This window comes from Mycolicibacterium hippocampi, from assembly GCF_010723735.1.
GTDB lineage: Bacteria > Actinomycetota > Actinomycetes > Mycobacteriales > Mycobacteriaceae > Mycobacterium > Mycobacterium hippocampi.
Genome location: NZ_BLLB01000002.1, coordinates 3,610,235 through 3,636,074, shown reverse-complemented (window position 1 = coordinate 3,636,074; position 25,840 = coordinate 3,610,235). Strand labels below are relative to the sequence as shown.

At 65.3% G+C, this 25,840-nt stretch carries 23 protein-coding genes, 1 tRNA gene and 2 pseudogenes; 11 read left to right on the top strand and 15 right to left on the bottom strand.

All coding sequences use genetic code 11. The features are described from left to right. Positions 1-564: 564 nt before the first annotated feature. The 3 genes and pseudogenes from G6N53_RS18605 to G6N53_RS30650 form a co-directional block, all read left to right on the top strand. On the top strand, positions 565-1,980 hold the full coding sequence (locus G6N53_RS18605; protein WP_163890818.1) for an ATP-dependent nuclease: 1,416 nt from the start codon (positions 565-567) through the stop codon (positions 1,978-1,980). 322 nt (positions 1,981-2,302) lie between these two features. Then, on the top strand, positions 2,303-3,247 hold the full coding sequence (locus G6N53_RS18600) for a trypsin-like peptidase domain-containing protein (RefSeq protein WP_163890816.1): 945 nt from the start codon (positions 2,303-2,305) through the stop codon (positions 3,245-3,247). Positions 3,248-3,822: 575 nt separating this feature from the next. Beyond that, a pseudogene (locus tag G6N53_RS30650) lies at positions 3,823-3,927 on the top strand (class I SAM-dependent methyltransferase); the annotation flags it as partial. A 21-nt stretch (positions 3,928-3,948) separates the two neighbouring features. On the opposite strand, the pseudogene mobF reads toward G6N53_RS30650, so the two are convergent. Beyond that, positions 3,949-4,873, bottom strand: a pseudogene (mobF, locus tag G6N53_RS18585) (MobF family relaxase); the annotation flags it as partial. Positions 4,874-5,916: 1,043 nt separating this feature from the next. On the opposite strand from mobF, the gene G6N53_RS18580 reads away from it, so the two are divergent. The 6 genes from G6N53_RS18580 (at position 5,917) to G6N53_RS18560 (ending at position 10,156) form a co-directional block, all read left to right on the top strand. After that, positions 5,917-6,381, top strand: coding sequence for a hypothetical protein (locus tag G6N53_RS18580; RefSeq protein ID WP_163890812.1), 465 nt, complete (start codon positions 5,917-5,919; stop codon positions 6,379-6,381). A gap of 333 nt (positions 6,382-6,714) precedes the next feature. Then, positions 6,715-7,251 (top strand): hypothetical protein, encoded by a 537-nt coding sequence (locus G6N53_RS18575; RefSeq protein ID WP_163890810.1) that lies wholly within the window; start codon positions 6,715-6,717, stop codon positions 7,249-7,251. A 177-nt stretch (positions 7,252-7,428) separates the two neighbouring features. Further along, positions 7,429-7,668, top strand: a complete 240-nt coding sequence (locus G6N53_RS30645) for a helix-turn-helix domain-containing protein (protein WP_163890808.1) — start codon at positions 7,429-7,431, stop codon at positions 7,666-7,668. Between the two features lie 12 nt (positions 7,669-7,680). Beyond that, a complete protein-coding gene (locus G6N53_RS30280; RefSeq protein WP_237166572.1) occupies positions 7,681-8,037 on the top strand; it encodes an Arm DNA-binding domain-containing protein in 357 nt (118 codons plus the stop codon). Further along, positions 8,025-8,897: a tyrosine-type recombinase/integrase gene (locus G6N53_RS18565; protein ID WP_237166571.1), complete on the top strand. Its 873-nt coding sequence runs from the start codon at positions 8,025-8,027 to the stop codon at positions 8,895-8,897. The genes G6N53_RS30280 and G6N53_RS18565 overlap by 13 nt, the downstream gene beginning before the upstream one ends. Positions 8,898-8,989: 92 nt before the next feature. Continuing rightward, complete coding sequence (locus G6N53_RS18560) at positions 8,990-10,156, top strand: Shedu immune nuclease family protein (protein ID WP_237166570.1); 1,167 nt, start codon at positions 8,990-8,992, stop codon at positions 10,154-10,156. A 186-nt stretch (positions 10,157-10,342) separates the two neighbouring features. Here the strand turns inward: G6N53_RS18560 and G6N53_RS18555 are convergent. Next, a tRNA-Pro gene (locus G6N53_RS18555) sits at positions 10,343-10,419 on the bottom strand. A 105-nt stretch (positions 10,420-10,524) separates the two neighbouring features. Here G6N53_RS18555 and G6N53_RS18550 point away from each other — a divergent pair. Then, entirely contained in the window at positions 10,525-12,009 is a 1,485-nt protein-coding gene (locus G6N53_RS18550) for a cryptochrome/photolyase family protein (RefSeq protein ID WP_163890807.1), read from the top strand. Here G6N53_RS18550 and G6N53_RS18545 read toward each other — a convergent pair. The 8 genes from G6N53_RS18545 to G6N53_RS18510 form a co-directional block, all read right to left on the bottom strand. Further along, positions 11,989-12,915, bottom strand: coding sequence for a sulfite exporter TauE/SafE family protein (locus G6N53_RS18545; RefSeq protein ID WP_163890805.1), 927 nt, complete (start codon positions 12,913-12,915; stop codon positions 11,989-11,991). The genes G6N53_RS18550 and G6N53_RS18545 overlap by 21 nt on opposite strands. Positions 12,916-13,128: 213 nt before the next feature. Next, positions 13,129-13,896, bottom strand: a complete 768-nt coding sequence (locus tag G6N53_RS18540) for a sulfite exporter TauE/SafE family protein (RefSeq protein WP_163896068.1) — start codon at positions 13,894-13,896, stop codon at positions 13,129-13,131. Positions 13,897-13,948: 52 nt separating this feature from the next. Continuing rightward, the gene (gene der, locus G6N53_RS18535) at positions 13,949-15,367 is read right to left on the bottom strand and encodes a ribosome biogenesis GTPase Der (protein ID WP_163890803.1); all 1,419 of its coding nucleotides are present in this window, start codon (positions 15,365-15,367) and stop codon (positions 13,949-13,951) included. Beyond that, on the bottom strand, positions 15,364-16,050 hold the full coding sequence (gene cmk / locus G6N53_RS18530) for a (d)CMP kinase (RefSeq protein WP_163890801.1): 687 nt from the start codon (positions 16,048-16,050) through the stop codon (positions 15,364-15,366). The genes der and cmk overlap by 4 nt, the downstream gene beginning before the upstream one ends. Continuing rightward, entirely contained in the window at positions 16,047-16,790 is a 744-nt protein-coding gene (locus tag G6N53_RS18525; RefSeq protein ID WP_163890797.1) for a pseudouridine synthase, read from the bottom strand. The genes cmk and G6N53_RS18525 overlap by 4 nt, the downstream gene beginning before the upstream one ends. Before the next feature lie 2 nt (positions 16,791-16,792). Next, positions 16,793-17,518 (bottom strand): SMC-Scp complex subunit ScpB, encoded by a 726-nt coding sequence (scpB, locus tag G6N53_RS18520; RefSeq protein WP_163890795.1) that lies wholly within the window; start codon positions 17,516-17,518, stop codon positions 16,793-16,795. Positions 17,519-17,527: 9 nt separating this feature from the next. Then, entirely contained in the window at positions 17,528-18,358 is an 831-nt protein-coding gene (locus G6N53_RS18515; RefSeq protein WP_163890793.1) for a segregation/condensation protein A, read from the bottom strand. After that, a complete protein-coding gene (locus G6N53_RS18510) occupies positions 18,355-19,227 on the bottom strand; it encodes a ParA family protein (RefSeq protein ID WP_163890791.1) in 873 nt (290 codons plus the stop codon). Before G6N53_RS18510 ends, G6N53_RS18515 begins: the two co-directional genes overlap by 4 nt. A gap of 138 nt (positions 19,228-19,365) precedes the next feature. Here G6N53_RS18510 and G6N53_RS18505 point away from each other — a divergent pair, with 138 nt between their 5' ends. Next, positions 19,366-20,118, top strand: coding sequence for an O-methyltransferase (locus tag G6N53_RS18505; protein ID WP_163890789.1), 753 nt, complete (start codon positions 19,366-19,368; stop codon positions 20,116-20,118). A gap of 7 nt (positions 20,119-20,125) precedes the next feature. On the opposite strand, the gene xerD is transcribed toward G6N53_RS18505, so the two are convergent. The 5 genes from xerD to steA all read right to left on the bottom strand — a co-directional run bounded on the left by xerD (position 20,126) and on the right by steA (position 25,772). Continuing rightward, positions 20,126-21,085, bottom strand: a complete 960-nt coding sequence (gene xerD, locus G6N53_RS18500) for a site-specific tyrosine recombinase XerD (protein WP_237166569.1) — start codon at positions 21,083-21,085, stop codon at positions 20,126-20,128. Then, positions 21,082-21,729 carry an NUDIX domain-containing protein gene (locus G6N53_RS18495; protein ID WP_163890787.1) on the bottom strand — a complete coding sequence of 216 codons (648 nt, stop codon included), beginning with the start codon at positions 21,727-21,729 and terminating at the stop codon, positions 21,082-21,084. Before G6N53_RS18495 ends, xerD begins: the two co-directional genes overlap by 4 nt. After that, on the bottom strand, positions 21,722-23,473 hold the full coding sequence (gene pyrG / locus G6N53_RS18490) for a CTP synthase (RefSeq protein ID WP_163890785.1): 1,752 nt from the start codon (positions 23,471-23,473) through the stop codon (positions 21,722-21,724). The genes G6N53_RS18495 and pyrG overlap by 8 nt, the downstream gene beginning before the upstream one ends. A gap of 162 nt (positions 23,474-23,635) precedes the next feature. Next, positions 23,636-24,577 (bottom strand): copper transporter, encoded by a 942-nt coding sequence (locus tag G6N53_RS18485; RefSeq protein ID WP_163890782.1) that lies wholly within the window; start codon positions 24,575-24,577, stop codon positions 23,636-23,638. A 10-nt stretch (positions 24,578-24,587) separates the two neighbouring features. After that, positions 24,588-25,772 carry a putative cytokinetic ring protein SteA gene (steA, locus tag G6N53_RS18480; RefSeq protein WP_159230945.1) on the bottom strand — a complete coding sequence of 395 codons (1,185 nt, stop codon included), beginning with the start codon at positions 25,770-25,772 and terminating at the stop codon, positions 24,588-24,590. Positions 25,773-25,840: the final 68 nt, after the last annotated feature.

The window sequence follows — 25,840 nt, the reverse complement described above, 5'->3', positions numbered from 1 at the left end:
ACGCTCTATTTGCTGAAACTTCTAGTCTCCACACTGCCAGGACTGGGCAGACGCCGTGAACGGGCCGTTTAGCGGTCTGAACACGGTGTCGTGGGCGTAGTTGAGCGCGCAACTGTCGTCAGCGTTGTCGTCAAAACTGTTGTCAACGAGTCGTGGCCTATCGCAGCCGGCCTCGTTGATCGGGCACTGTTTCGGTGGTACATGCCGAGGCGACGACCGCTGGTGTGTAAATGGCGAATTGCTGCATTCACGACGTATCGTTGGTTGTGCCTAATCCGGATACGTCCAGTTCAGGGCGCTGCACACGTTCCCTGACGTCTAACGCTTAACAGCCTGTTTCTGCGAGACTTGACACACTCTTGGCACGATGGGTTGACTTGAAGTCATTGCGGGTGACATCCGCCTTTGCCATGTTCGGCTCACCATTTACCGCCAGGTGACTAATCGACTAAACCTCGTCGCGCGTCGCCGAAGTCGTTGGCGGCCCGACGCCACATTCAAGACACGGACGCACCAGGTTCCTCGGATCGCCCTTGCACGCCTTAGATCTGCTACGAAGCACGCATGGAACACATCCGATCAGTGACGATTGACGGGCTCCGTGGATTCCGACACCCGCAGCGCATTGACCTCGCGATCCCCAATGGCACTCCGGGAAGTGGACTAACCGTGGTAGTTGGCCCAAACAACAGCGGCAAGTCTACCGTGATCGAAGCGCTAACAGCACTCGCCGCCACCCAGCCGACGACCTACGCCCTAGGCAAGCGCAACTCGTATTCCAACTCGATTGTTCGTCTTACGGCAGAATTTGTGGACCACCGAGTAAACATCCTTGAGACCGTTCAAGCCGGAGGGGCACAAACATCATTCACCCGTCGAGAAATTCAGCCAGGAGAGATGGACATTGGGATCGTTCAATCCCGTCGCGGGTTTAATCCATACTTTAGCCTCTACGAGCCAACCGATAGAACAAGCTACAATCGGAACTCGCCCGCGTCGTCGGAGAATCGCCTACAACAACTAAATTCTGCGTTTACCGGCCGTATTTTTAAAATTGCTGCCGAGGGCCAGCCGGATCGCGAAAAGTTCAACGCGCTACTAGGTCGGGTACTGGGAGGTACGCCACCAAAGTGGACAATCGATCAGCACGACACGGGCCAATACTTCATCAAATTTATCCTCGATACTGACGACCACTATCACAGCAGTGAAGGCGTTGGCGAGGGCATCGTGAGCCTCTTCTCGGTGTTGTCGGCACTGTACGATCTCGACCCGAAATCCGTTGTGGCAATTGATGAGCCAGAACTATCGCTGCATCCGCAATACCAGCGCCGCCTCCGAGAAATCATCTCGGAGAGGTCGGCCGAAGCTCAGGTCATCTACACCACACATTCGCCGTATTTTGTGAACTGGTTTGACATAGGCAACGGAGCAGAAATAGTCCGTGCGTACAAACGGCCTAAGGAAGGTGTGTGTCTGCGTCAGGCGGCGCGCGATGCGGCCAAATCGTTGATAACGCTTCTCAAGAACGATAACGCTCCACACGTTCTCGACCTACATGCCAGCGAGGTATTTTTCGTGGAGGACGGTGTGATCATCACCGAGGGTCAAGAGGACGTCATCTTTTTCCCAAAAATTGGTGCCGAAATTGATATGAGCTTGGCTGGTTCGTTCTACGGCTGGGGCGCGGGTGGATCAGGGAACATATCTAAAATCTGTGGACTTTTGGCGAGCCTCGGATACGAGAAGGTGGTGGCAGTCTTCGACGGCGACAAGGCTTCCGACGCGGACAAATGCAAGGCAGCGTTTCCTAGCTACCATGTGGCAGTGCTCCCCGCGGACGACATTAGGTCGAAGCCTGAAAGGTCTACACCCGCGAAGCCAGGTCTCTGGACTGGTTCGGGAATTGACGAGGACAAGCGAGCCGCAACCATCGCCATGTATGAATCCATTAACGCCTTCCTTGCGGCACCGTCGTAAGAGCAGCGAGAAGCGTCAGTGGACCGCTGAATGCGTGCGGGCAGCATGTGCCCGACAGCGTGCGCGCGTCGCGGCTCGCGCGGCAGATGCTCAAGCGCGGGAAAACGTGACTACCAAGGCGCAAGTCGCCCCCCACCCCTTACCCAACATTCTCGGAGATGGGGGTGTCGGGGGTCTGCACTCGGTTGCCGAGCCGACCCGTTGGTCATCGTGGATACAAGCGGCAATGATGGCCGCTGGGCCCTCGTAGCTCTCGCACAATGGGGCGCCGGCGTGGAGGTCGTTGTCTGACAGGCGCCCACGCCGGCGCTACGATCGCGCCGTGGCGGACGGTCCCGAGCAAGGCCATAGGCATCTCAGCGCAGTCACATCAGGCGATGCTCTCGCCGACCAGCCGGCCGGGTCCACCTTGTTCGTCTCCCCGGTCGACGCGGGTTCTGTCGAAGCCGGCGCTGCGCCGCTGAGCGTTACCAATTGGGATATCTTCGACGGCGCACTCCTAGCCGTCGGCTTCAAGTACGGCGACACAATCGCCGTCGACGGCACTGCGGTAAAGATCGGCCTCGGGCTTGCACTCTCGGCAGAGCACGTATTCACCGATCACATGGAAGCAATACAACGCGGTGAAGCAAAGCCCTATTGCTTCGGATTGCGTTCCGATGGCGGAGCTGACATCTGGGAGTGCTACGCGACGGCTTCCGATTCGACCGGCTCGGGTGACCTCCAACTTCTTGGTCTACGTCTGGTTTCAGACGTACCAGCGAGCCGGCACTTTCGAGTGCTACCCCTCACTACCCGAATTCCACCGCTCGGCGAAGCGGTGACAGTCGTGGGCTTCCGCTTTGACCCCTCGCTACCAGCGGATTCGGTCGACGACCACATTTCACTACCCGGCATGATGTACGTATCGAAAGGGACAGCTGGCGAATTCAGCCACCCGATTCACGACACGGTGCTGGCACCGTATCCGACAATCGAGGTTCTGAGCGGCTCCCATGGCGGTATGAGCGGTGGCGCGGTACTCGATGTCAACGGCCACATCATCGGCGTCACGTCACGAGGCTTGCAGCACGACGACCACCAGGGCCCAACTCTGGCGGCGTGGTGGATGCCCGCGATCTTCTGGCGGCCAGAATTGACTTGGCCACCACACATCTACGAGCAGAGTCCAACCCTGTGGGACATGCCTGCGGTCTTCATCGACGGCCGCGAAAACGTCGAGATGCGTGGAGGCAACGAGTTCAGGCTGCTGGATTGGTGGAGGTAGCGCGCAGCCGCTCCGCCTCGGCACGCGCCACGACGTCGCGCTGCATCGCCGGCGAACTGTTGACGCGAGCACACAGCATGCACCGATACCCGCGCATTCACAGTTTCGCGAGGGGGCCAGCGACGGTCGGCTTACGGTTGGGGTCGCCGGGCTCAGCGCGGGAGCCCTCGTATAGCGCGAAGAAGTATTCCGTGCGCTTCGTCATTGGGTAATCATGCGGGCACGCAGGGCCCCGGATCGACGGATCCAAGCCGACGATGGGCTGCAACAGGATGACGGCTTCCCGCGGGGCCCGTTCGGCGTCCATGCGGGTCGCGCGGGGCTCAATCGAGGCATGTACGGGCCGTCGAGATGCGCGTCGTCGATGTCGACAGTTGGCCAGCAAAGGCGGTCGAGTGGGAACACGATGAACGCCACTGAAGGCAGCAACGGGGGCCCGGAGGGGGGGGTCTGTTCGCGGGGACCGCCTGGCATTGTGCGCGTTACCGGCCAGGGTATCCGCGAGCGGTACTTGACGATCTGATTCAGCGTCTGGGCCTCTACGGCACCGGTCGCCTGCTCGATCTGGCTGCGGTACCGGTCAATTGACGCTCCCTTTGGCAGCCCATGTTGCCGAAGCGGTCGGTATGGACCCCGAACCCGACATGCTCGCCGAAGCCACCCGGCAAGCACAAGAACAGGCGATCACCAATGTGATCACCCCAGCTCAGTTCTTCGGGCTTATTCGGCCGCGTCGCTTTCTGCGCGGTCGCCAGCTGCGCCGCCGACAACTCGCCATCCACGATCGTGAGGTTTCCGGCGGCCCATTCCCGCAGCGCGGTGGAACGCCGCGACCACGCGGTAATGGTGTCGCGATCCACCCCCGCCAGCTCCGCCCATCCCGGTCGAGGTATCGACAGGCGCCCACTCGAAACTCATGGACAGGTGCAGTTCGCGGCGCAGGGTGGCCTGGTAGATGACTCCGGCGGCGCGGGCCTCGTGATACAGCGATGTGCCGTCGATCGACACCAGCTGGCCGTCGGCGCGGGCTTGGCGGTTGGGGACGATCACGTGGGTGTTCAGGTGCGGGTCCCCACACCGGGACGTCTCATGCTGGTAGGCCACCGCGACCAGACCGGGTAGGCGCACAAGGTCTTTCTCTCCGGTGTGCGGGTTGTGCACCCGCGTGTATCCGGCATGTGCGCTCAGATACTCCATCGCCTCAGCCAGCGCGGTGGTGTGCGCGTCGGCGATCGCCTTCGCAACAACCTCATCGGTACGCAGTGCGCGCACCAGCGACACACTCTTCGGCGCGCAGAACGTCAGATCGAAACCATGCACACCGCGCGCACCGAACGCGCGCCCGTGCGCCCCGCTGGGCGCGACCCCGTCATCGAGCCAACGAGCAACCACCTCCCCGTCCGCGGCCTCACCGGCTCGCTGTACGTCCGTGAGTCCGACGAGGCGGGCAGTCGCATGGGTGTCACCGGCCAGCAGCCACACCGGAGTGCGGGTCTCATGCTCGGAGTAGTACTCCCCCAACCCGCCACCGGCACGCGCCTGATCCTTCGTGGCACGTTCAGCGGCCTCGGCGGTGTCGATGTAGTAATTGATCGACCACCGTTTCAGCTTGGCGATTGTCAACACCAAACTCACCACCCGATACCAGAACCTTGCGGCACTTACTGCGCCACAACCATTCTCGCACCGCTGTGCAAATGTGCCATGCAGAGATTTGTGGCTGATCGGAGAGCGATTCAGGGGCAATGGTATTGGGAAGGAACATGTTTGGTGAAGTAGTGATTCATGCGTGGCGTTGGAATGTGGGGGAACATGGAGAGAAGGAAGGGAAGCGATCTGGAGGTGTGGGAGCCCTGGGAGATTTCAATCGGCGACTACGAAAGCGAATGCAGCAGATTTCAATTCGCCGACGGACTGAGCGCTATGATGGTCGACGGTCGGACTGGGCGCCGTCGAGCGTCAACTGATTGCCTGTGGCCGACCTGTCAGCTTTAGGGTGATTCGACCACACTGTTGAGTAGCGCGGGCGGGCTCCACCTTGGGGGCGTGCAACATCTCATCACTGTTAGGCGATATGACAGACGACAATCGCGATGGCACCGACATACTGATGCCCATGTCTCACATCGATTCAAGGTGGGTCGCCGGTATCCGTCATGCTCACATGCCGAAGGGCGCGCGAAGCGCACGTCCTGAATCCGGTGGGCGGATTCTCCGACTGGACCGCGATCGCGCCGCGGAATCTGCGGATGTCTGAGCCCACGTGGCGACTGGCCGCTACCGATCGCTACTACGACGAATTCGCCCCAGCCAGCTTCCGGTGGCTTACTCAAATTGGGGGCCGAAAGTTCAAAGAACAACCGCAATGGCATCGTGAGTTGTCCCTATCGGTGCAGGCGGGGCGACACAGCCCGGCAGAGGCTGTTCCTCTCTGTTTTAGACGCCCAGCGGTGGCGAAGGATCGTGTTCGATTTTTCGGTGTCCCCCTACTGGTTGCCGCTGGCTACTTGCCATACGCATCGCCGTTTCCAGGCAATCCCGACCATGCCGACATCCGAGCGCTGATCCTGGATAACGACCCTGAGCTGCACATCACTTGGTGGGCTCGGGAGGACCGTGTCACACTGCAGGAGCTGGCACGAGAGTGATTCAGGCAGGAGAATGGTGAGGTGACAACCGGCGACCACGATCCGTGGGGGTGGGTTGGCGAACGTCCACCCACCGAGTACAAGCAGATCTGGGTCTCGCCGCTGTCGTTCCTAACACCCCTCCCAGAGGGTGCTGTCCTTCGGTGGGTATATGACGAGGACGACGACATCACGTTCAGTCTGCTTGTTCGACTTACTGAGGCTGAGGCTCAGCGCGTCTACGAATCGCCACCTTCATCGGGGATGTTGGAGTCGGTGCGCAAAGACCTACATTGGCGCGGATCACTTCTAACGCTCAGCGGTGACTTCGACGAACCATTCCCAACCTGGCGGTACCGCATCCCCGGAGACTTGTCGGAGGATGAGTTCATTGCGGACCTGATGAACCCACCGTTTGAGGTGGTACGGGACGCAATATTGACAGCTCAGCAGCGTCGTGACGCGAAGTTCGCGGCGCCGCTTCTGTCATTCGCTCTCGCGTCATGATGCCCCAGAAACGAGTGCAGTTACTGGTCAGGGATTCGTAGCCGGCCGACGAAAAGGCGGCACCAAGCGCCGGCCCTGCCAACCCGCTGTGGCGTAAACAATGAGGGTCATGACGACCGTGTGCCGTGCGACCGAAGGCCCGTCCTGGCAAGTGAACAATCATGAGCAATTGCGATTGGTTCCTCAACGGGTTCGCGATGCCGATGCAGTGCCCCACATGCGCCGACAACGTATTGATCGCGCGGAATCACCAATGACCCTATTTGTATTATGCGTGTAGTACACTTCTGTATGGCGGTCATCCGATGCCGCTACGACCGGAAGGTGAACACAATGGATGAATGGGACGACGCGCTAGAACCGAACGTCGATGACGCTGAAGGTGAACAAAACTCGGACGACACCGCAGATTCGCGGCCAAGGCAGGCGCGCGGCAAGGTTCTGCAGGTGCGATTGAGCGACGTGGAATACGAGGCGGTCGAACGTGCTGCAACGCAACGGGGTTCACGTGCGTCAACACTCGCGCGTGAACGCCTGCTGGAGTTACTCAAGAACGATGTGGGGCCGGTGTGGACCCGGGGGCAACGAACCCACGCTCTCAACGCTCTGAACGTGGTGCGAGCTGCGACGGGAAGCACAGACGCGCAGACGAACATCTTGGCTGCAACTGAAGAGGTAATGCACTTAGTTCCCGGCGGTGCGACTGCGTCAGACCAGGCATTCGCAGCGGTCGCGCCGGACATCATCACGGGCCTGGCGAATGTGGCGGCCACCTTGGCTGAGCATTCGGCGCAGCGGAGCGGCCTGTCCGTGGGCCGAATTATCAGTGATGTGGCCGAGGCGATTCGGACGGTCAAAATCAGCGACTAACGCGCAGCCACAACACCTGGAATCCTGCTGAGCTGGAGCCCGACGCGTTCCGCCCAGGCGGCACTCCCGGCGCCAAAATCGGTCGTAGCGGAGCGTGGATCGCTCAGAAAATTCTGCACAAAGTCGTCACGGGGTCGAAATACAGTGGTGGAATACCACACAACACGAGGGGACCTTATGACCCATCACGACTCCCCCGGTGCCACTGATCATAATGCCTTCACCGGGAGACTCATCAACGGCAGTTTGTTGCTGACAGTCTCAGAAGCAGCTGGCGCTCTTCGCATCTCGCGCTCATCCATCTACCGGCTGTTCGACGCCGGCGAGCTCGCCTGGGTGCAGATCGGGGCTGCGCGCCGTGTTATATCAGCCGAGATCCACCGCTTCACCGCTGCCCATACAGAGGCCGCCTCGTAATGTGTGGCTGCGATGGCTGACCGTCGGCAGCTGCCGCCGCAGATCCGACGCGTTGAACTGGCTCGGCGCGCCGGCAGCAAGCCTGTGGTGCGCTATCAGCTGACTGTCGACACCGGTGTTGTCGACGGTAAGCGCAAGCAGCTGCGCCGCCGCTACCGCACTGAAAAAGAAGCCCGCGCCGCCCTTGCCGAGATTCAGGGCCAAGTCAACGCGGGTACCTACGTCCAGCCATCCATGCTCACCACCGAAAACGCTTGTGCCGACTGGCTGAATCTCGCCACAGGATTCGTCCCACAACTGCTGCGGGCTACGAATACGTCCTTCAGCCGGTACGCAGCGAGCTGGGCGAACTGGCCGTGCGGGATCTGACCCGCCGCCATATCGACGAGTTACTTGTCAAGCTTCGCGAGGGCACCCTTGTCCGGCCGGGCGGAAAAGCCCGCAAGGCGTGGAGTGCGCGGTCCTGCAACTACATGCTGGGCGCCTTGTCCCAGGTGCTCGATCAGCTTGTTGCCGAAGGCCGCTTGACGAGAAACGTCGCGTCGCTTGTCGACCGAGTGCCGGGGAAGGCCAAGAAGCTTCAGACGTTCACGCCCGAGCAGGTGCAGACGGTCTTGCACGGCATTGCGAACGACCGCAATCGGCACGCCTGGCATCTCGCACTCGCCGGCCTCCGTCGCGGCGAGATCGCCGGTCAGCGTTGGGCAGACATCGACTTCGGCAACAAGACAATTAGTATCGGCGCCACCCGCGTCGACGTCGGCGGCCGTGCCTTGGATCAAGACGAACCCAAGACTGCCCACGCCGGCCGAGTACTGCCGATCCCGGACGCGCTCCTGGCCGAACTGACCGCCGCCCGCAACCGGCAATCCGCGGAGAAACTCGCATTGGGTGAGGCCTACTCAGATCAGGGGTACGTCGTGTGCAACGAGGCCGGCGAGCCGTACCACCCGTCGACAATGAGCACCCTGTGGCAAGCGGCCATCCGCAACCTCGACGTGCCTCAAATTCGTCTCCACGACGCTCGGCATACCTGCGCCACGCTCATGCATCTACAGGGTGTGCCGATCGCACTCGTGGCCGCGTGGCTTGGCCATGCAGATGTGTCGTTCACGATGCGGACGTATGTGCACGCCCAGCCCGAGGCGCTTGCGCTGGCGGCGCGGAGCTTCCAGAATTTGGCCACGGAGTACCGAGACAAAGACGACTTCGCGGCTGACAGTCGGTAGCGCTACCCCAGTCAAGCGCATGCTTAAGGGGTGACACCCCGCCGATTTAGACTGTGGTCCGTCAAGCAGTAACTCCAGGTCGGAGGTAATCGGTGACTTCAAACGATTTCTTCGCGCTACCTGAACCCGCGAACGAGATCACCTGGGCCCAAGGAAGGCTTCCTCACCGCACCTATATTGCGCGGAGTTTTAACCTGAGCCTTCCCGCGTCCCGCGACCATGGTCAGCCAGCGCGCTTCATAACTAAGGTCTTTGACGAAATCCCATGCGACGAGCCGCTAGTAACAGATGCGGTGACGACGATCGAGGAGCATCTGGCGACAACAACACCCAAGGGGCGCAAGCAGATACAGATTCAAGTCGCCCGCGAGGCGGGTAGCGTTCGGCGCCTTGTCCTGCAGAAGGTTCCGTCGAATCGGGCGCCGGGAAAGCTAGAGGTGCTTCTCGACCTCGACCGCGAAGGTGCGGCGAGCCTGATTGACGTTGTGAAGTTGCTCGACAGCGTCCCTGTCGAAGGTTCGACGTCGGTTCGGATCGATGACCATGTCCTTCAGGACTTTTTCAATGATCCTGAAGCTATGGCTGCGCTATACGGTAGGGACCCAGAGTCCGTCCGTCGGCTAATTGAGCTCGACACAAGCGCCGAAGACGTAATCGCGATCTCGCGGCGACGCGAAGTCGTCGGCGAATTCCGAAAACTCCTTGAGGATGAGGATTACTTCGATCAGGCCGCCGCAGCGCATGGCAGCCAAGAGAAGGTGTGGCAGAGACTCTTTGAGGCAGAGCCATGGCTGTTAGGCGCAAACTTGGCCGGTCAGCTAATGACACAGTGGAGTCCTGAGCGCTTAGAGCAAGTCGTTACCGGCTCTTCGATTGGCGGTCCGGGAAAGCGATCGGACGCTCTGATGCGCACGAACGGCCGAATACGCTCGATGATTTTCGCCGAAATCAAGCATCACCGAACGGCGCTCGTTCACACGGAATATCGGTCGGGATGCTGGTCGCCGTCGGCGGAACTGACCGGCGGCATTGTCCAGCTTCAACAGACGGTGCATCTCGCAACTCGGGACATCCAAGGCCGCTTGGCGGAGCGAGATACCGACGGATTCGAGACAGGAGAACATACCTACGTGGTTCGACCCCGCTCGTTCCTCATCGCGGGTTCGTTAGACCAACTACGTGGACGAACGGTGTTCACAGGCCAAAGTACGAATCGTTCGAGCTGTATCGTCGCAATTTGTACGAACCTGAGATCGTGACGTTCGACGAGTTGCTTGCTAGAGCTGAATGGCAGTGCACGTTGCTGGAGACTGCGCACTGCGAGTGATCGAACCTGCGTTTGGTGACACCGAACCGAACCTGTGACAATTTGTGACAAATTTCGACGTGTCGAATCTCCGTTCGATCTTCACGCTTCAGATAAGAGCAGGTCAAAGACCTTCTCTTGGTCGGGCTGACAGGATTTGAACCTGCGACCACTTGACCCCCAGTCAAGTGCGCTACCAAGCTGCGCCACAGCCCGTGGTGCCGCCGGGATCGCCGGCAGGCGGTCGAAAGCCTACCTCAGGCCATCACCCGGATCCCAACCGCGGGGCCGGTGTCGTGGCCCACGCCTACCCTCGGGGTGATGAGCGACGACACTCCCCTGTGGCTGTTCGCCGACCAACTCGGTCCGGCGGTCCACGGCGGCGAGCATGCCCACCGCGAGGTGCTGCTGGTCGAGGCCACCTCGGCGCTGACCAAGCGCCGCTACCACCGCCAGAAACTTCACCTGGTGCTGTCGGCGCTGCGGCACGCGCACCGCGACCTCGGCGACCGCGCGACCCTGATCAACGCCGACACCTATACCGACGCGCTGCGCCGGTTCCACCGGCCGGTCCTCGTCCACGAACCGACGTCGCACGCCGCGGAGAAGTTCGTCCACCGGCTTCGCAAGGACGGTCTTGTCGCCGACGTTCTCCCCACCGCGACATTTGCCCTCCCGCGGAAGGACTTCCGGGACTGGGCCGGTGACCGCACCCACTTCCGGATGGAGGACTTCTACCGCGACCAGCGCCGCCGGTTCGACGTCCTGATGGAGGGCAAAGACCCCGTCGGCAACCGGTGGAACTACGACGAGGACAACCGCGAACCCCCACCGAAGAAGCAGAAGACCCTCGACGTCCCCGCCCCCTACAAGCCCCGCGAGGACGATATCGACGACGCGGTCCGCCGCGACCTCGACCGGATGGACCTCAACACCGTCGGCGCCGACGGGCCGCGACTGTTCGCCGTCACCCCCACCGAGGCCAAACGGGCACTGACCCGCTTCATCGACCATCGTCTGCCGGTGTTCGGCCGGTATGAGGACGCCATCATGGGCGACGACTGGGCGATGGCGCATTCGCTGTTGTCGGTCCCGTTCAACCTCGGGGTGCTGCACCCGCTGGACGCCGTCGACGCGGCCGAGCGCGCCTACCGCGACAAGACGGCGCCGTTGGCCGCGGTCGAGGGCTTCATCCGGCAGATCCTCGGCTGGCGCGAATACATGTGGCATCTCTACTGGCATTTCGGCCCGGACTACACCTCAGGAAACAACGAACTGAATGCCCGCACACCGCTGCCGGCCTGGTGGACCGATCTGGACGCCGACGCAGTGACCGCGCAGTGCCTGCGCCACGCCCTCGCCGGCGTCCGCGACCGTGGCTGGACCCATCACATCCAGCGGCTCATGGTGCTCGGCAGCCACGCCCTGCAACGCGGCTACCGTCCCGACGAGCTCACCGACTGGTTCGCCACCGCGTACGTCGACGGCTTCCGCTGGGTGATGCCCACCAACGTGGTCGGGATGAGCCAGCACGCCGACGGCGGCCTGCTGGCCACCAAGCCCTACACCTCAGGCGGGGCGTACATCAACAAGATGAGCGACCACTGCGGTGACTGCGACTTCGACCCGAAGAAGCGCCTCGGCGACGATGCGTGCCCCTTCACCGCCGGCTACTGGGCGTTCAGCCACCGTCACCGCGACCTGCTGGCCCGCAACCACCGCACCCGCCGGGTGGTCTCGTCCATGGAACGACTGAACGACCTCGAGGCGGTCGTCGAGCAGGAATCAGCGCGTGACCGTTTCTGAGTCGGTCTCGCCTGCGGCGACGTCGCCGTTCTCGGGCACGAACCGCGGTGCCCGCGAGACCCGCCAGGCGTAGATGACCAGCGACACCCACACGACCACGATCAGCGAGTAGATGACCGTCGACCACGGCCAGTGGATGTCGAAGAAGTGCACCAGCTTCTGGCTGTTGGTCAGCACGATCACACCGCCCACGGCGCTGCCCAACAGCGCGGGGCTGACGCGGCTGACCAGCCAGGCGGCGAACGGCGCGGCGATCACGCCGCCGACCATCAGGCCCACCACCACCGGCCAGTTCTGCAGGAACTCCTGACGCAGCCCGATCAGGAAGCCCAGCGAGGCCGCCACCGATACCAGGAACTCCGAGGCGCTCACCGAGCCGATCACGGTCCGCGGCGCGGTCTTGCCCTGCGACAGCAGCGTGCTCGTCGTCACCGGGCCCCAGCCTCCGCCACCGGAGGCGTCGATGAACCCGCCGAACAGGCCCAGCGGGGCCAGGAACTTGGTGCTGTGGCTGGTGCCCCGCGTCCCGAACGTCAGCGGGGTGCGCAACGAGAATCGCAGCAGCACATAAGTGCCGATCGCCACCAGGATCGCGGCCATCAGCGGTGCGGCGTGCTCGGTGGACAGCGACGACAGCACAGTCGCCCCGACGAACGCGCCCACCGCTCCCGGCGCGCCCAGCTTGGCGACCAGAACCCAGTCGATGTTCTTGAACTTCCAGTGCGACAACCCCGACGCGAACGTCGTGCCGACCTCGGCGAGGTGCACCGCGGCGCTGGCCTGTGCCGCGCCGACGCTGGAGAGCACCAGCAGCGTCGTCGCGGTGACACCGAACGCCATACCGAGTGCGCCGTCGACGAGCTGCGCTCCCGCGCCGACGAGCGTGAACATGAGAAGCGAACGCATGGCTGCCTTCGGAGAATGTGGTCACCACGAGGTGACCGCAACGGACGGATGGGTGCGCGTCAGGGACGCGGACAACACCACTCGTCGAAGGCCATCAACCTGCGGGACGGCCAGAAGGGCTCCAGCGCGGACACGTCAGACGGCGCCGGCGCGATATGCACCAGTTGAGCCATCGACATTCCTCACTCCAGAGATCACCAGACCTGGGACAGACTACACGGTCAACAACCGGTACAGCCCAATCAATCCCACCACCACGATCACGGCCCGCAGCACGTTCGGCGAGAGCCGGCGACCGTAGTGCGCGCCGACGAAACCGCCGACCAGCGACCCCACCGCGATCAGCCCGGCCGCGGCCCAGCTGATCCGGTCGAACGCCACCACGGTGTAGGCCACCGCAGCCACGATGTTGACCACCAGCGACAGCAGGTTCTTGGCGGCGTTCATCCGCTGCACGTCCTCGGGCAGCAGCGCTCCCATCGCGGCGATCAGCATGATGCCCTGGGCTGCGGTGAAATACCCGCCGTACACCCCGACGGCGAACGTCGCGGCCACCAGCGCGGTCATCCGACCCGCCGACACGTGATCCACCGACCGCCCGGCCGCCTCGGCCCGGTGGCGTGCCCACGCCTGGATCCGCGGGCCGACCACCACCAGCGCCAGCGCCGCGATCAACAGCACCGGCACAACCTGGATGAAGACCTTCTCCGGCAGATGCAGCAGCAGCCACGCACCGACCCCGGCACCGGCGATCGACGCCGGGAGCTGCCAGACCAGCCTGCTGCGCTGACCGCGCAGTTCGCGGCGGTAACCCCACGTGCCGGACACCCCACCGGCGACCAGCCCGACGGCGTTGGACATCGTGGCCGTCACCGGCGGAAAGCCCAGCGCCACCAGCGTGGGGAACGTGATCAACGTGCCGGATCCGACGATGGCGTTGATGGCGCCGGCTCCCACACCCGCCAGTGCGATCAGGACCATGTCGACGACGGGCACCCGATCACCTTAGACAAGCGAATCAGGTGCGCCGGGGTCACCGGGTGCGGGTCCGAGCGCCCCTCTTCTCCCGGACCCGGACGTTGATCCGGATGGGGCTGCCCTCGAAGCCGAACGTCTCGCGCAGCTTGCGTTCCAGGAAGCGCCGGTATCCCGCCTCCAGGAACCCGGTGGTGAAAAGGACGAACGTCGGCGGACGCGCGGTGGCCTGGGTGGCGAACAGGATCCGCGGTTGCTTGCCACCGCGAACCGGCGGTGGGGTGGCGGCGACGATCTCCTTGAAGAACGTATTGAGCGGCCCGGTGGAGATGCGGGAGTCCCACGACGCCAGCGCGGTCTCCAGCGCCGGCACCAGCTTCTGCACCGCCCGGCCCGTCTTGGCCGAGATGTTGACCCGGGGCGCCCACTGCAGCTGCGACAGCTGCAGGTCGATCTCGCGGTCCAACAGGAACCGGCGGTCCTCGTCGACCAGATCCCACTTGTTGAACGCGAGCACCAACGCCCGCCCGGCCTCGGTGACCATGCTCAGCACCCGCTGGTCCTGCTCGGTCAGCGGCTGTGAGGCATCGACGAGCACGATCACCACCTCGGCGGAGTCGATCGCGCCGTGAGTCCGCACCGAGGCGTAGAACTCATGGCCGCTGGCCTGGCCGACCTTGCGTCGCAGACCCGCCGTGTCGACGAAGCGCCACAGCTTTCCGTCCATTTCGATCAGCGAGTCGACCGGGTCCACCGTGGTGCCCGCGACGTCATGCACCACCGACCGCTCGTCGCCGGAGAGCCGGTTGAGCAGCGAGGACTTGCCGACGTTCGGCTTGCCGACCAACGCCACCCGCCTCGGCCCGCCACCACCGCCGCCGACCTCGGAGACGGTCGGCAGCGCCGCGACGACAACGTCCAACAGGTCGGCGACGCCACGGCCGTGCATCGCGCTGACCGAATGCGGCTCCCCCAGCCCCAACGACCACAGCGCGGCAGCATCGGCTTCGCCGCGATCGGTGTCGACCTTGTTCGCGGCCAGGAACACCGGCTTGCCGGAGCGCTGCAGCAACTTGGCGGCGGCCTCGTCGGCCGCAGTGGCGCCGACGATGGAATCGACGACGAGGATGATCGCGTCCGCGGTGCGCATCGCCACCGAGGCCTGATCGGCGACGAGCTGCTGCAGCCCCTTCGCGTCGGGCTCCCAACCGCCGGTGTCTTGGACCACGAACCGCTGCCCGGACCACAGTGCGTCGTAGGAAACCCGGTCGCGGGTCACCCCGGGAACGTCCTGCACCACCGCTTCGCGACGCCCCAGGATCCGGTTGACCAGCGTGGACTTCCCGACGTTGGGCCGTCCGACGACCGCGACCACCGGCGGCGGCGAGGCCGCCTCCTCGAGAGCTTCGGCGACCTCTTCGGCCCCCAGTTCCCAGTCGCTCTCGTCGACCCAGGTGTCGTCGGATCCGTCACTCATGGGTGAACCCCGGCTTTCTCGTGGATGAGGTCCGTCAGATGAGCGATCACCTCGGCCTGGTTCATGTGGCTGGTGTCGACGACAAGCGCATCCTCGGCCGCGCGCAGCGGCGACACGTCGCGCGAGCTGTCCAGGTGGTCACGCCGTTTGACGTCGGCGAGCACCCCGTCGTAGTCGCCGGGCAACCCGGCGGCGACGTTCTGGTCGTTGCGGCGACGGGCCCGTTCCTCGGGTGAGGCGGTCAGGAAGATCTTCACGTCGGCGTCGGGCAGCACGACGGTGCCGATGTCGCGTCCCTCGACGACGACGTTGTCCGGCCCCTGTGCCAGCGCGCGCTGCAGGGCGACCAGTCGGGTGCGCACCGCGGGCACCGCCGATACCGCGGACACCGCCCTGGTCACGGCGTCACCGCGGATCTCCGCGGAGACGTCCTCGCCCGCCAGATACGAGCGGTCCTGGCCCGGATCGTGGCCCACCGCCAGCTCGATACCGTCGGCGGCCGCCGCGATGGCCGCCGCGTCGCCGAGGTCGATGCCGCCCCGCAGCACCGCGAGCGTGACGATCCGGTACATCGCGCCGGTGTCCAGGTATCTGGCCCGCAGCGACTGCGCCAAACCCCTTGCCACCGACGACTTTCCGGTTCCAGCCGGACCGTCGATCGCTATCACCAGTGCCCGGCTCACAGGCCCACCGCCTTGTACAGTTCGCCGATCTCCTTCTGCGTCAACACCCGGATGCTGCCCGGCCGCTGATCGCCGAGCGTGACCGGGCCGATGTCGGTGCGGACCAGTTCCACCACCGGGTAACCCACTTCGGCCAGCAGCCGGCGCACGATGCGCTTGCGGCCCTCGTGCAACGTCACCCGCACCAGCGACTTGCCCGGCACCGCGTCGACCACCGCGAAATCGTCGACCCGCACCGGGCCGTCGTCCAGCTCGATCCCGTCGCGCAGCTTGTTCCCCAGACCGCGCGGCACCGAGCCGGTGACGGTCGCCAGGTAGGTCTTGGGCACCTCGTACGACGGGTGCATCAGCCGGTGCGCGAGCTCACCTTCGTTGGTCAGCAGCAGCAGCCCTTCGGTGTCCGCGTCCAACCGTCCGACGTGGAACAGCTTCTTGTTGCCCCGCACCCGGTGCTCCACCAGGTCGCCGACGCAGGGGCGGCCGCGATCGTCGGACATCGTGGAGTGCATGCCGACGGGTTTGTTGATGGCCAGGTGCACCAACGTGTCGTCGACGGTGATCCTGACGCCGTCGACCCGGATCACCGACAGGCCCGGGTCCACCCGGGTGCCCATCTCGGTGACCACCCTGTCGTCCACCTCGACCCGGCCGTCGCGGATCATCCGCTCCGCGACACGTCGGGAAGCAATTCCCGCCTGGGACAACACTTTCTGGAGACGCACGCCGTCGTCGTCGGCCATCATCACTCCCGGTCCACGTCGAAGGAAACCGCTGCCCCGTGACTGGGAGCGCCGTTGAGTTTCATGAAACGTGGCTCGTCACTGAGGTTTTCGCTGAGATCGTCGATGACGTCGACGTCGGGCAGCAGCGGTGCGATATCGGGAAGGTCGGCCAGCGAGCTTAGTCCGAGCCGTTCCAGGAACAGTTCCGTCGTGGCGAATGCGGCGGCACCGGAATCGGCGTCGGTCCCGGCCTCGGTGACCAGCCCACGGGCCAGCAGCGTGCGCATCACCGCGTCGACGTTGACCCCGCGTACCGCGCTGACCCGGGCCCGGGTGACCGGTTGCCGGTAGGCGACGACGGCCAGCGTCTCCAGCGCCGCGCGGGTCAGCTTCGAGCGGGCCCCGTCGAGCAGCAGCCGCTCGACGTACGGCGCGAACTTCGCGCGGGTGTACATCCGCCATCCCCCGCCGGCTTCGCGCAGTTCGATGCCGCTGTCGCGGGCGGTGAGCTCACGGGCCATCGCGTGCAAGGTATCGGCCACCCGGGACGCAGGCTGATCGGTCGCCGAAGCCAGCGCGTCGACGGAGACCGGGGTGTCGACGACGAGCAGCAACGCTTCGAGCACCGAGCCGAGTTCGGCTTCATCGAGTTCGGTGCTGTCGGGTTCGGTGCTGTCGGGTTCGGTGCTGTCGGGTTCGGTGTCGAGCACATGCTCGGCCGAAGGATCTGAGGTTTCGTCTGCCATCTGTCTTGTCTATCCCGCGTCGGCGGTCGCCAGTTGTGGGCTGCTCGGCTGCTCTCCGGTCCACGAAATCTGGAGCACACCAAGCGGTTCTGATTGGTCGAATGCTACCGCCCTGGCTCGGTACAGTTCGAGCAGCGCCAGGAACCGGCCGACGATCTCCATCGGCACCTCGCAGTCAGCTACCAGGTCGGAGAACGACGCCCACTCGCCGACGCCCCGGCTCTGCAGCAGCGACATCAAGTTGGCTGCCTGCTCAGGCACCGAAACCGACACCTGGTGCAGGTGGTCGGTGCCCACCGTGGGCACCGGCCGCGGCGTGAACGCCGTCGCTGCGATCTGCGCGAACCGTTCCGCGTCCACACCGAGCATCACCTCGGGTAGCAGGTCTTCGTAGCGGTCCTCCAGCGCCACCGCCCGCGGATAGCTGCGCAGTGCCGCGGCCTCCAATTCGGCGAACATCACTGCGACGTGCTTGAACGCCCGGTACTGCAGCAACCTGGCGAACAACAGGTCGCGTACCTCGAGCAGCGCCAGATCCTCTTCGTCGTGGACTTCGCCTGCGGGCAGCAACCGCGCGGCCTTGAGGTCCAGCAGGGTCGCCGCGACCACCAGGAACGACGTCGTCTCGTCGAGCCCGAGGGTCGGGCCGATCGCCTTGGTGTAGGCGATGAACTCATCGGTGACCTGGTGCAGCGCCACTTCGGTGACATCGAGCCGATGGCCGAAGATCAGCTGCAGCAGCAGGTCGAACGGACCCTCGAAGTTGCTCAGCCGGACCTGGAAGCCGGCCGGGGCGGAGCCTGAATCCTCGGTCTGTTCGGTGGGCGGTGTCTCGCTCACGCGCCGAACCGGTCGATGACCTCACGTGCCAGCGCTCGATACGCTTCGGCACCAGCCGATTTCGGCGCCCAGGTGGTGATGGGTTCACCGGCGACGCTGGTCTCCGGGAACCGCACGGTCCGGGTGATGACGGTGTCGAAGACCAGATCGCCGAACCGCTCCACCACCCGGGCCATCACCTCGCGGGAGTTCACGGTGCGGGGGTCATAGCGGGTGATCAGGATCCCGCTGATCGACAGCTTCGGGTTGAGCCGGTCGTGCACCTTCTCGACGGTGTCGGTCAGCAGGGCCAGACCGCGCAGCGAGAAGTACTCGCATTCGGTGGGGATGATCACCCCGTCACTGCAGGCGAGGCCGTTGACGGTGAGCAGGCCCAGCGACGGCTGGCAGTCGATCAGCACGTAGTCGTAGCGGTCCAGCACCGGATACAGCGCGCGCGCCAGGGACTGTTCCCGGCCCACCTCGTTGACCAGCTGGATCTCGGCCGCTGACAGGTCGATGTTGCTGGGCACCAGGTCCAGCCCGGGTACCCGGGTGCTCAGCAGCACCTCGTCGATCGACACCCGCGGCTCCACCAGCAGGTTGTGCACGGTGTTGTCGAGCTCGTAGTGCGGCACCCCGAGCCCTGCCGACAGCGCGCCCTGCGGATCGAGATCGACCAGCAGCACCCGACGGCCGTACTCAGCGAGGGCGGCGCCCAGGTTGATCGTGGAGGTGGTCTTGCCGACGCCGCCCTTCTGATTGCACATCGCCACGACCTTGGCCGGTCCGTGGGTGCTTCGCGGAGTGGGCTCGGGGGTCGGCCGCGGCAGCCGGCCGGTCAGACCCGGTGTCGGCTCGGCGACCGCGCCGTCCGCGTCGTCGGTCATGCCGGACCTGGGCTGGTCGGGCAACGCAGCGGCTTGGCGGACATCCGGGCAAGTTTAACGGTGAGCTTCGTGCTGATGAGGCAGACCCGCAGGCAAGACTGCTATCGGATGTCCGCGACGGCTGCCTAGGCTGATGTGATGAGCCTCAAACGACGATTGCCCTTCCTGCGGTGGTCGACGTGGCGCCTCGCGTTGGGGATGCCGTCGTTCCTCCGCACCGGTCAGATCGGGGACGGCCGCGAGGCCGCCTGCGCCGACTACGTGGAGGCCCACGCCGCCCGCGGCGACGTCGACGACGTCCTGGCCGCGATCGACCGGTTCGCCTACGAGAAGGCGATGCTGGTCAACATCGGCGACGAGAAGGGCCGACTGCTCGACGCCGCGGTGCGGCGCGCGGGCGCGAACCTGGTGCTGGAACTGGGCACCTACTGCGGTTACAGCGCGTTGCGCATCGCCCGGTCCGCACCGTCGGCGCGCATCTGCTCGATCGAGTTCTCTGCCGCCAACGCCGAAGTGGCACGGCGCATCTGGGCGCACGCGGGCGTCGCCGAGCGGGTCAGCTGCGTCGTCGGCACGCTCGGGGACGGCGGCCGCACCCTGGACAGCCTGGCCGGCGAACACGGCTTCACGCCGGGCAGTCTGGATCTGCTGTTCATCGACCACGACAAGCGTGCCTACCTGTCGGATCTGCGCAGCGTGCTCGACCGCGGATGGCTGCACCGGGGATCGATCGTGGTCGCCGACAACGTCGGGCTGCCCGGGGCGCCGAAGTACCGCGCCTACATGCGCGAACATCAGGGAACGCTGTGGAACACCGTCGAGCACAAGACCCACCTCGAATATCAGTCCCTGATGCCCGACCTGGTGCTCGAGTCGGAGTATCTGGGCTGAACCGCGGTCAGCGGGCTCGCGGATGGGCGCCCGCCCATACTTCGCGCAGCGCGTTCACGGTGACCATGGTGTAGATCTGCGTCGTGGTCACCGACGCATGGCCGAGCAGTTCCTGCACGACGCGGACGTCGGCACCACCGTCGAGCAGGTGGGTGGCGAAGGAGTGCCGCAGCACGTGCGGGGACACCGTCGCGGTGATGCCCGCGCGTTCGGCGGAGTCCTGAAGCACCTGCCAGGCGCTCTGCCGCGACAACCGCCCGCCGCGGGCGTTGAGGAAGATACCTGCCGTGCCCCTGCCGCGGCTGGCGAGTTCCGGGCGCCCACGCACCAGATAGGCGTCCAGCGCGGCGACCGCCGGGCGGCCGATCGGGATCAGGCGCTGTTTGCCTCCCTTGCCGCGCAGCAGCACCGAGCGGGCATGGGTGTCGACGTCGTCGAGGTCGAGGCCCACCGCCTCGGAGATCCTCGCGCCGGTCGAGTACAGCAGTTCCAGCAGCGCACGGTTACGCAGCGTCAGCGGACCGTCGGTTTCGCTGTCGCCGCCGGCGCCGTCGAGCAGGGCCAGCACCTCGTCGATGCTCAGGCTCTTGGGAAGCCGACGGCTGGGCGTCGGCGGTTTCACCTCGCGGGCGACGTCGATCGCAGCGATTCCCTCGGCGGCGGCGAATCGGTGCAGGCCGCGCACCGCGATCAGTGCCCTCGCGGCCGAAACCGCCGACAACGGCACCACCCCGTTGTCCGGGTCACCGCGGCGCAGAGCCACCAGGAACTCGCTGACGTCGATCTCCGCCACGCTCGCCAGATCATCGATCCCCCGGGAGTCGAGGTGTTCGGCGTACCGCCGCAGATCCCTGCGGTAGGAACTCAGCGTGTTCGCCGCCACCCCCCGCTCGATCGCCAGGTGGTCGAGGTATCCGCGGAACTGTTCGTCGAGGGCCGAACCGAAGGACAGCGAGTGGGTGGTCACCCGTGCCCCTTCCGGCGTGCGAACGCGGCGGGCCGGTCGGTCCAGGGCGCGTCGACCGGGCGCAGGCGGTCCACGGGCGGCATCGCATGGGCGGCCAGGATCCCGGCGACCGAAATCGAGTTGACGATCTCACCGGAGTAGACCTTCGTCACGGCGTCGCCGAGCGCGAGACGCTCCACCGTCAGGTCGGCTTCTTCGTCGTGCACTTGCGAGCGGTCCACATCGCTGAGCCCGGTGGCCAGGAACACCCGCACGCTCTCGTCGCTGAAGCCCGGTGCGGAATCCAGGTCGACCAGCGTGTGCCAGGTCTGGGCAGCCAGGCCGGCCTCCTCGGCCAGTTCGCGCGCCGCCGTCTCGTGCGGGGGTTCGCCACCCAGGTCGAGCAGCCCGGCCGGCAGTTCCCACAGCCTCCTGCCGAACGCGTGCCGGTACTGGTAGACGAGCACGATCCGGCCGTCGTCGTCGATCGCGACGACGGCCACCGCCCCGAAGTGCTCGACGATCTCCCGGCGGGCGGTGTTGCCGCCGGGCATCCGGACTTCGTCGGCGCGCAGCGCGAAGATCTTCCCGACGTACAGCGTTTCCGACGCAGCGACGGAGAACTCGTGACTGCTGCTGTTGTCGCCGCAGTCGTCGTCAGCCACGGGCCGGGACGTCTTCGAGGGCGTGCTCGGCGCCGTTGGCCGGCGCCTCCGCACGCTCCGGAATCTCGACCGGCAACCGCTCCTCGTTCTTGTACGCCAGCGAGGCGCCGATGAACGCCGCGAACAGCGGATGCGGCCGGGTGGGCCGGCTCTTGAGCTCCGGGTGCGCCTGGGTGCCCACGATGAACGGATGCACCTCGGGCGGGTACTCGACGAACTCGACGAGGTAGCCGTCGGGGGAGGTCCCCGAGAACCGCAACCCGCTCTCGGCGATACGGTCCCGATAGAGGTTGTTGACCTCGTAGCGGTGCCGGTGCCGTTCGGAGACCTCGGTCGCCTCGTAGGCCCGCGCCACGATGGAATCCGGCTGCAGGTGGGCGGGGTAGGCACCCAGCCGCATGGTGCCCCCCAGGTCGGCCTCGCCGGCGACCACTTCCCGCTGGTCGGCCATCGTGGAGATCACCGGGTCGAGTGTCGCGGGCTCGAACTCGGCGGAGTTGGCGTCGGTGATGCCGACCGACCGGGCCGCCTCGATCACGATGCACTGCAGGCCCAGGCACAGGCCGAGCACCGGCAGGCCACGCTTGCGTGCGTAGCGGATGGCGCCGATCTTGCCCTCGATACCGCGGATGCCGAAGCCGCCCGGGATCAGAACGCCGTCGACGTCGGCCAGCGCGGCGGCGGCCTCCCCGTCGATTTCGCAGTCGTCGGAGGCGATCCACCGCAATTCCACCTTGGCATGGTGGGCGAACCCGCCGGCCCGCAGCGCCTCGGCCACCGACAGATAGGCGTCGGACAGGTCGATGTACTTGCCCACCAGCGCGATGCGGACCGATTCCCGTGGTTCGTGCACCCGGCGCAGCAGGTCGTTCCACTGGGTCCAGTCCACGTCGCGGAACGGCAGATTGAGCCGCCTTACCACGTAGGCGTCGAGTTCCTCGCGGTGCAGCACCTTGGGAATGTCATAGATCGACGGGGCGTCGGGAGTGGAGATGACGCCGTCGATGTCGACGTCGCACATCAGCGCGATCTTGATCTTCAGCGGTTCCGGCACGTCGCGGTCACACCGCAGGATCAGCGCATCGGGCGTGATGCCGATGCTGCGCAGCGCGGCCACCGAGTGCTGGGTCGGCTTGGTCTTGAGTTCCCCGGAGGGCGCCATGTAGGGCACCAGCGAGCAGTGCAGGAAGAAGCAGTTTTCCCGGCCCACCTCGTGACGCACCTGGCGGGCAGCCTCCAGGAAGGGCAGCGACTCGATGTCACCGACGGTTCCGCCGATCTCGGTGATCACCACGTCGGGCCGGTTTCCCTGGCTGTCGTGTTCGGCCATCGCCAGGACTCGCCGCTTGATCTCGTCGGTGATGTGCGGAATGACCTGAACGGTGTCGCCGAGGTACTCCCCGCGCCGCTCCTTGGCGATCACCGTCGAATACACCTGGCCCGTAGTGACATTGGCGAAGCCGGACAGGTTGCGGTCGAGGAAGCGTTCGTAGTGCCCGACGTCGAGGTCGGTCTCGGCGCCGTCTTCGGTGACGAAGACCTCCCCGTGTTGGAACGGGTTCATGGTGCCGGGGTCGACGTTGAGATAGGGGTCGAGTTTCTGCATCGTCACCTGCAGCCCGCGCGCGGTCAGCAACTGACCGAGGCTGGACGCCGTGAGGCCCTTACCGAGCGACGACACCACACCACCGGTCACGAAGATGTGTTTGGTGGCGGTCTGCGGGTGCTTGCGTAGCTGATTCATCCGGCCTGGCAAGAGCAACCTCCGTGACGATGGGCAGGGCTTAGTTTCGGTGGGACCCAGATGAAGATCGAGTCCGATGAGGGGCCTGCCGACCCACGGAATCTCACCCTAACACCGACACCGACAAGCCGTCGCTGACACGCGGGGCGGCGCCGCGCGGTGCTACGGCGCGACGGTGACGGCGCTCGCGCCCGGCCCGGTACCGAACTGGCCCGGGTTCCCACCATTGATCAGGTCGCTCAGTGCGAGCACCGCGGTGATCCGGCCGGGTTCGCGGTCGACGTCGTCGACGGTGCTGACAGCGCTGTTGAGCGCGGCGTCTGACCTGGTCACCGCAACGGCGGCGGTTCCGGACGCCGAACCGTCACGTCCGACCAGAACGGTACCCGCGCCGTGCGGGGCAAGCCCCGCGGCCAACCGGGCGACGGTGGCGCCCTGGTTGCCCGCATCGTCGGCGAGCGCTCCGCCGGTGACCACGAGCGCGGTGTCGGCGGCGCCGATGCGCTGGGTGCCGTAGGTCACGAAGCCGGTGTCGCGCAGCGCGGCCAGCACGGTGTCGCGCGACGCGTCGTCGACCGCCGGCACCGCCGGGTCCGGATTGTCCAGCAGCGCGATGCCCAGCAGGTCACCCGCCTGCGAGCCCTGGTCGACGGACCCCGTGCTCAACTGCGCCCCGGCGGGAACGATGGGCGAGTTGACCACCGAGAGCAGTTTCTCCGCGGAGTTGGCGTCGACGAATTCCTGGGTCAGTCCGATGTCGCCGGTCACCCGGCCGCCGGCCTGCTCCACCAGCCGGGTCAGCGCCTCGACGTCACCGTCGGCGGCGTCGGGGGTACGGAACAGGACCACCGACTTCTCTGCGAGGCTGTCGCGCAGGATGCGCGGCGCCATCTGCGCGTCGAAATCCTCAGCTGCACTGAGCTTTTCGTTCAGAGCGTTCTTGTCCTCGGTCAGCGAGTCGATCTGGGTTTGCATCTCGCTCTTGTCGGCGCGCAACCCGGACAGCACCGTGTTGGACAGCAGCCCCGAGCCGAGGGCCACGCCGATGGCCAGCGCCAGGAAGACCGCGGCCAGCGAGATCGCATGCGAACGCAGGGAGATCACGTCATCACCTCTAGGAGACCAGGCCCTGCACCCAGAGCATGGCCCGGTTCCAGTACTCGGCCAGCCACTCCAGCACCGCGGCGTCGGCACGTGACACCCACAGCGCGGCGATCACCGCGATCAGCATGGCCAGCACCAGCAACGCGATCGCGCCGCCGGACACCCTGCTCCGGTACAGCGTGGCAACGGCTTTGGCATCGACCAGCTTCTCGCCGACCTTCAGTCGGGTCAAAAACGTCGAGGGGTTGCTGCGCTGCCGGGTCCGGTCGAAGAACTCCTCGATGCTGGCGGTGTGTCCGACGGTGACGATCAGCGAGGCGCCGTGGTGGTCACACAGCAGCAGCGACAGATCGGCCGCCGAGCCGGCGGCGGGGAAGGTCATCGCGCCCACGCCGAGATCCTGGATCCGCTCCAGTCCTGCGGCGTGCCCGTCGGCATCGGCGGGCAACACCACCTGAGCGCCGCAGCGCAGTACCTCGGTGCTGATCTTGTCCGGGTCCCCCACGATCAGCTGCGGGCGGTAGCCCGCCTTGCGCAGGATGTCGGCGCCGGTCCCGACACCGACGAGCACCGGCTGATACTCCTTGATGAAGGGCTTGAGCGCCTTGAGGTCGGCCGCGGCGTGGTCCTCCTCGGCGACGATCACCACGTGCCTGCCGTTCATGTCGACGTCGATGTCGGGGATGCCGATGCCGTCGATCAGCAGCGGGCTCTCGCTGCGGATGAACTCGATGGTGTTGCCTGCGAAGGCTTCCAGGTGCGCGACCAGGCCGCCCTTGGCTTCCTGCATCAGCTCGTGGATCTCGGCGTCGGTGCGTTCGGTGCCGAGGATCAGGCGGCGGTCACCGGAGTACACGCCGCCCTCGTTGATCCGGATGCGGGCGCCGTCCTTGACCTTCTTGAAGACCTCCGGGCCGGTGTTGTCGACCAGCATGATGCCGTTGACGACGAGCACCTCGGGTCCGAGGTTGGGGTAGCGGCCCGAGATCGACGCCGAGGCGTTGACCACTGCTGCGACGTTCGCCTCGACGAGCGCGTCCGCGGTGATCCGATCCAGATCCTGGGCGTCGATGACGACGATGTCGCCGGGTGAGACGCGCCGCAGCAGCCGGTCGATGTCACGGTCAACTCGGGCGGTGCCGGTGATCCCCGGCCGTGAGCTGGCATTACGGGACAGCAACGCAGACATCTTCATGGGGGGATTCTGTCCAGGAAGGCCAGTTATGCGTTGGAGGCGCGCCGTAACACCAGCCCCATTAGTTA

Coding starts and splice junctions, on each gene's coding strand:
- G6N53_RS18605 (WP_163890818.1), top strand. CDS start 565: ATGGAACACATCCGATCAGTGACGATTGACGGGCTCCGTGGATTCCGA.
- G6N53_RS18575 (WP_163890810.1), top strand. CDS start 6,715: ATGGATGAATGGGACGACGCGCTAGAACCGAACGTCGATGACGCTGAA.
- G6N53_RS30645 (WP_163890808.1), top strand. CDS start 7,429: ATGACCCATCACGACTCCCCCGGTGCCACTGATCATAATGCCTTCACC.
- G6N53_RS30280 (WP_237166572.1), top strand. CDS start 7,681: ATGGCTGACCGTCGGCAGCTGCCGCCGCAGATCCGACGCGTTGAACTG.
- G6N53_RS18550 (WP_163890807.1), top strand. CDS start 10,525: ATGAGCGACGACACTCCCCTGTGGCTGTTCGCCGACCAACTCGGTCCG.
- G6N53_RS18545 (WP_163890805.1), bottom strand. CDS start 12,915: ATGCGTTCGCTTCTCATGTTCACGCTCGTCGGCGCGGGAGCGCAGCTC.
- G6N53_RS18540 (WP_163896068.1), bottom strand. CDS start 13,896: ATGGTCCTGATCGCACTGGCGGGTGTGGGAGCCGGCGCCATCAACGCC.
- der (WP_163890803.1), bottom strand. CDS start 15,367: ATGAGTGACGGATCCGACGACACCTGGGTCGACGAGAGCGACTGGGAA.
- G6N53_RS18525 (WP_163890797.1), bottom strand. CDS start 16,790: ATGGCCGACGACGACGGCGTGCGTCTCCAGAAAGTGTTGTCCCAGGCG.
- scpB (WP_163890795.1), bottom strand. CDS start 17,518: ATGGCAGACGAAACCTCAGATCCTTCGGCCGAGCATGTGCTCGACACC.
- G6N53_RS18510 (WP_163890791.1), bottom strand. CDS start 19,227: ATGACCGACGACGCGGACGGCGCGGTCGCCGAGCCGACACCGGGTCTG.
- G6N53_RS18505 (WP_163890789.1), top strand. CDS start 19,366: ATGAGCCTCAAACGACGATTGCCCTTCCTGCGGTGGTCGACGTGGCGC.
- pyrG (WP_163890785.1), bottom strand. CDS start 23,473: ATGAATCAGCTACGCAAGCACCCGCAGACCGCCACCAAACACATCTTC.
- steA (WP_159230945.1), bottom strand. CDS start 25,772: ATGAAGATGTCTGCGTTGCTGTCCCGTAATGCCAGCTCACGGCCGGGG.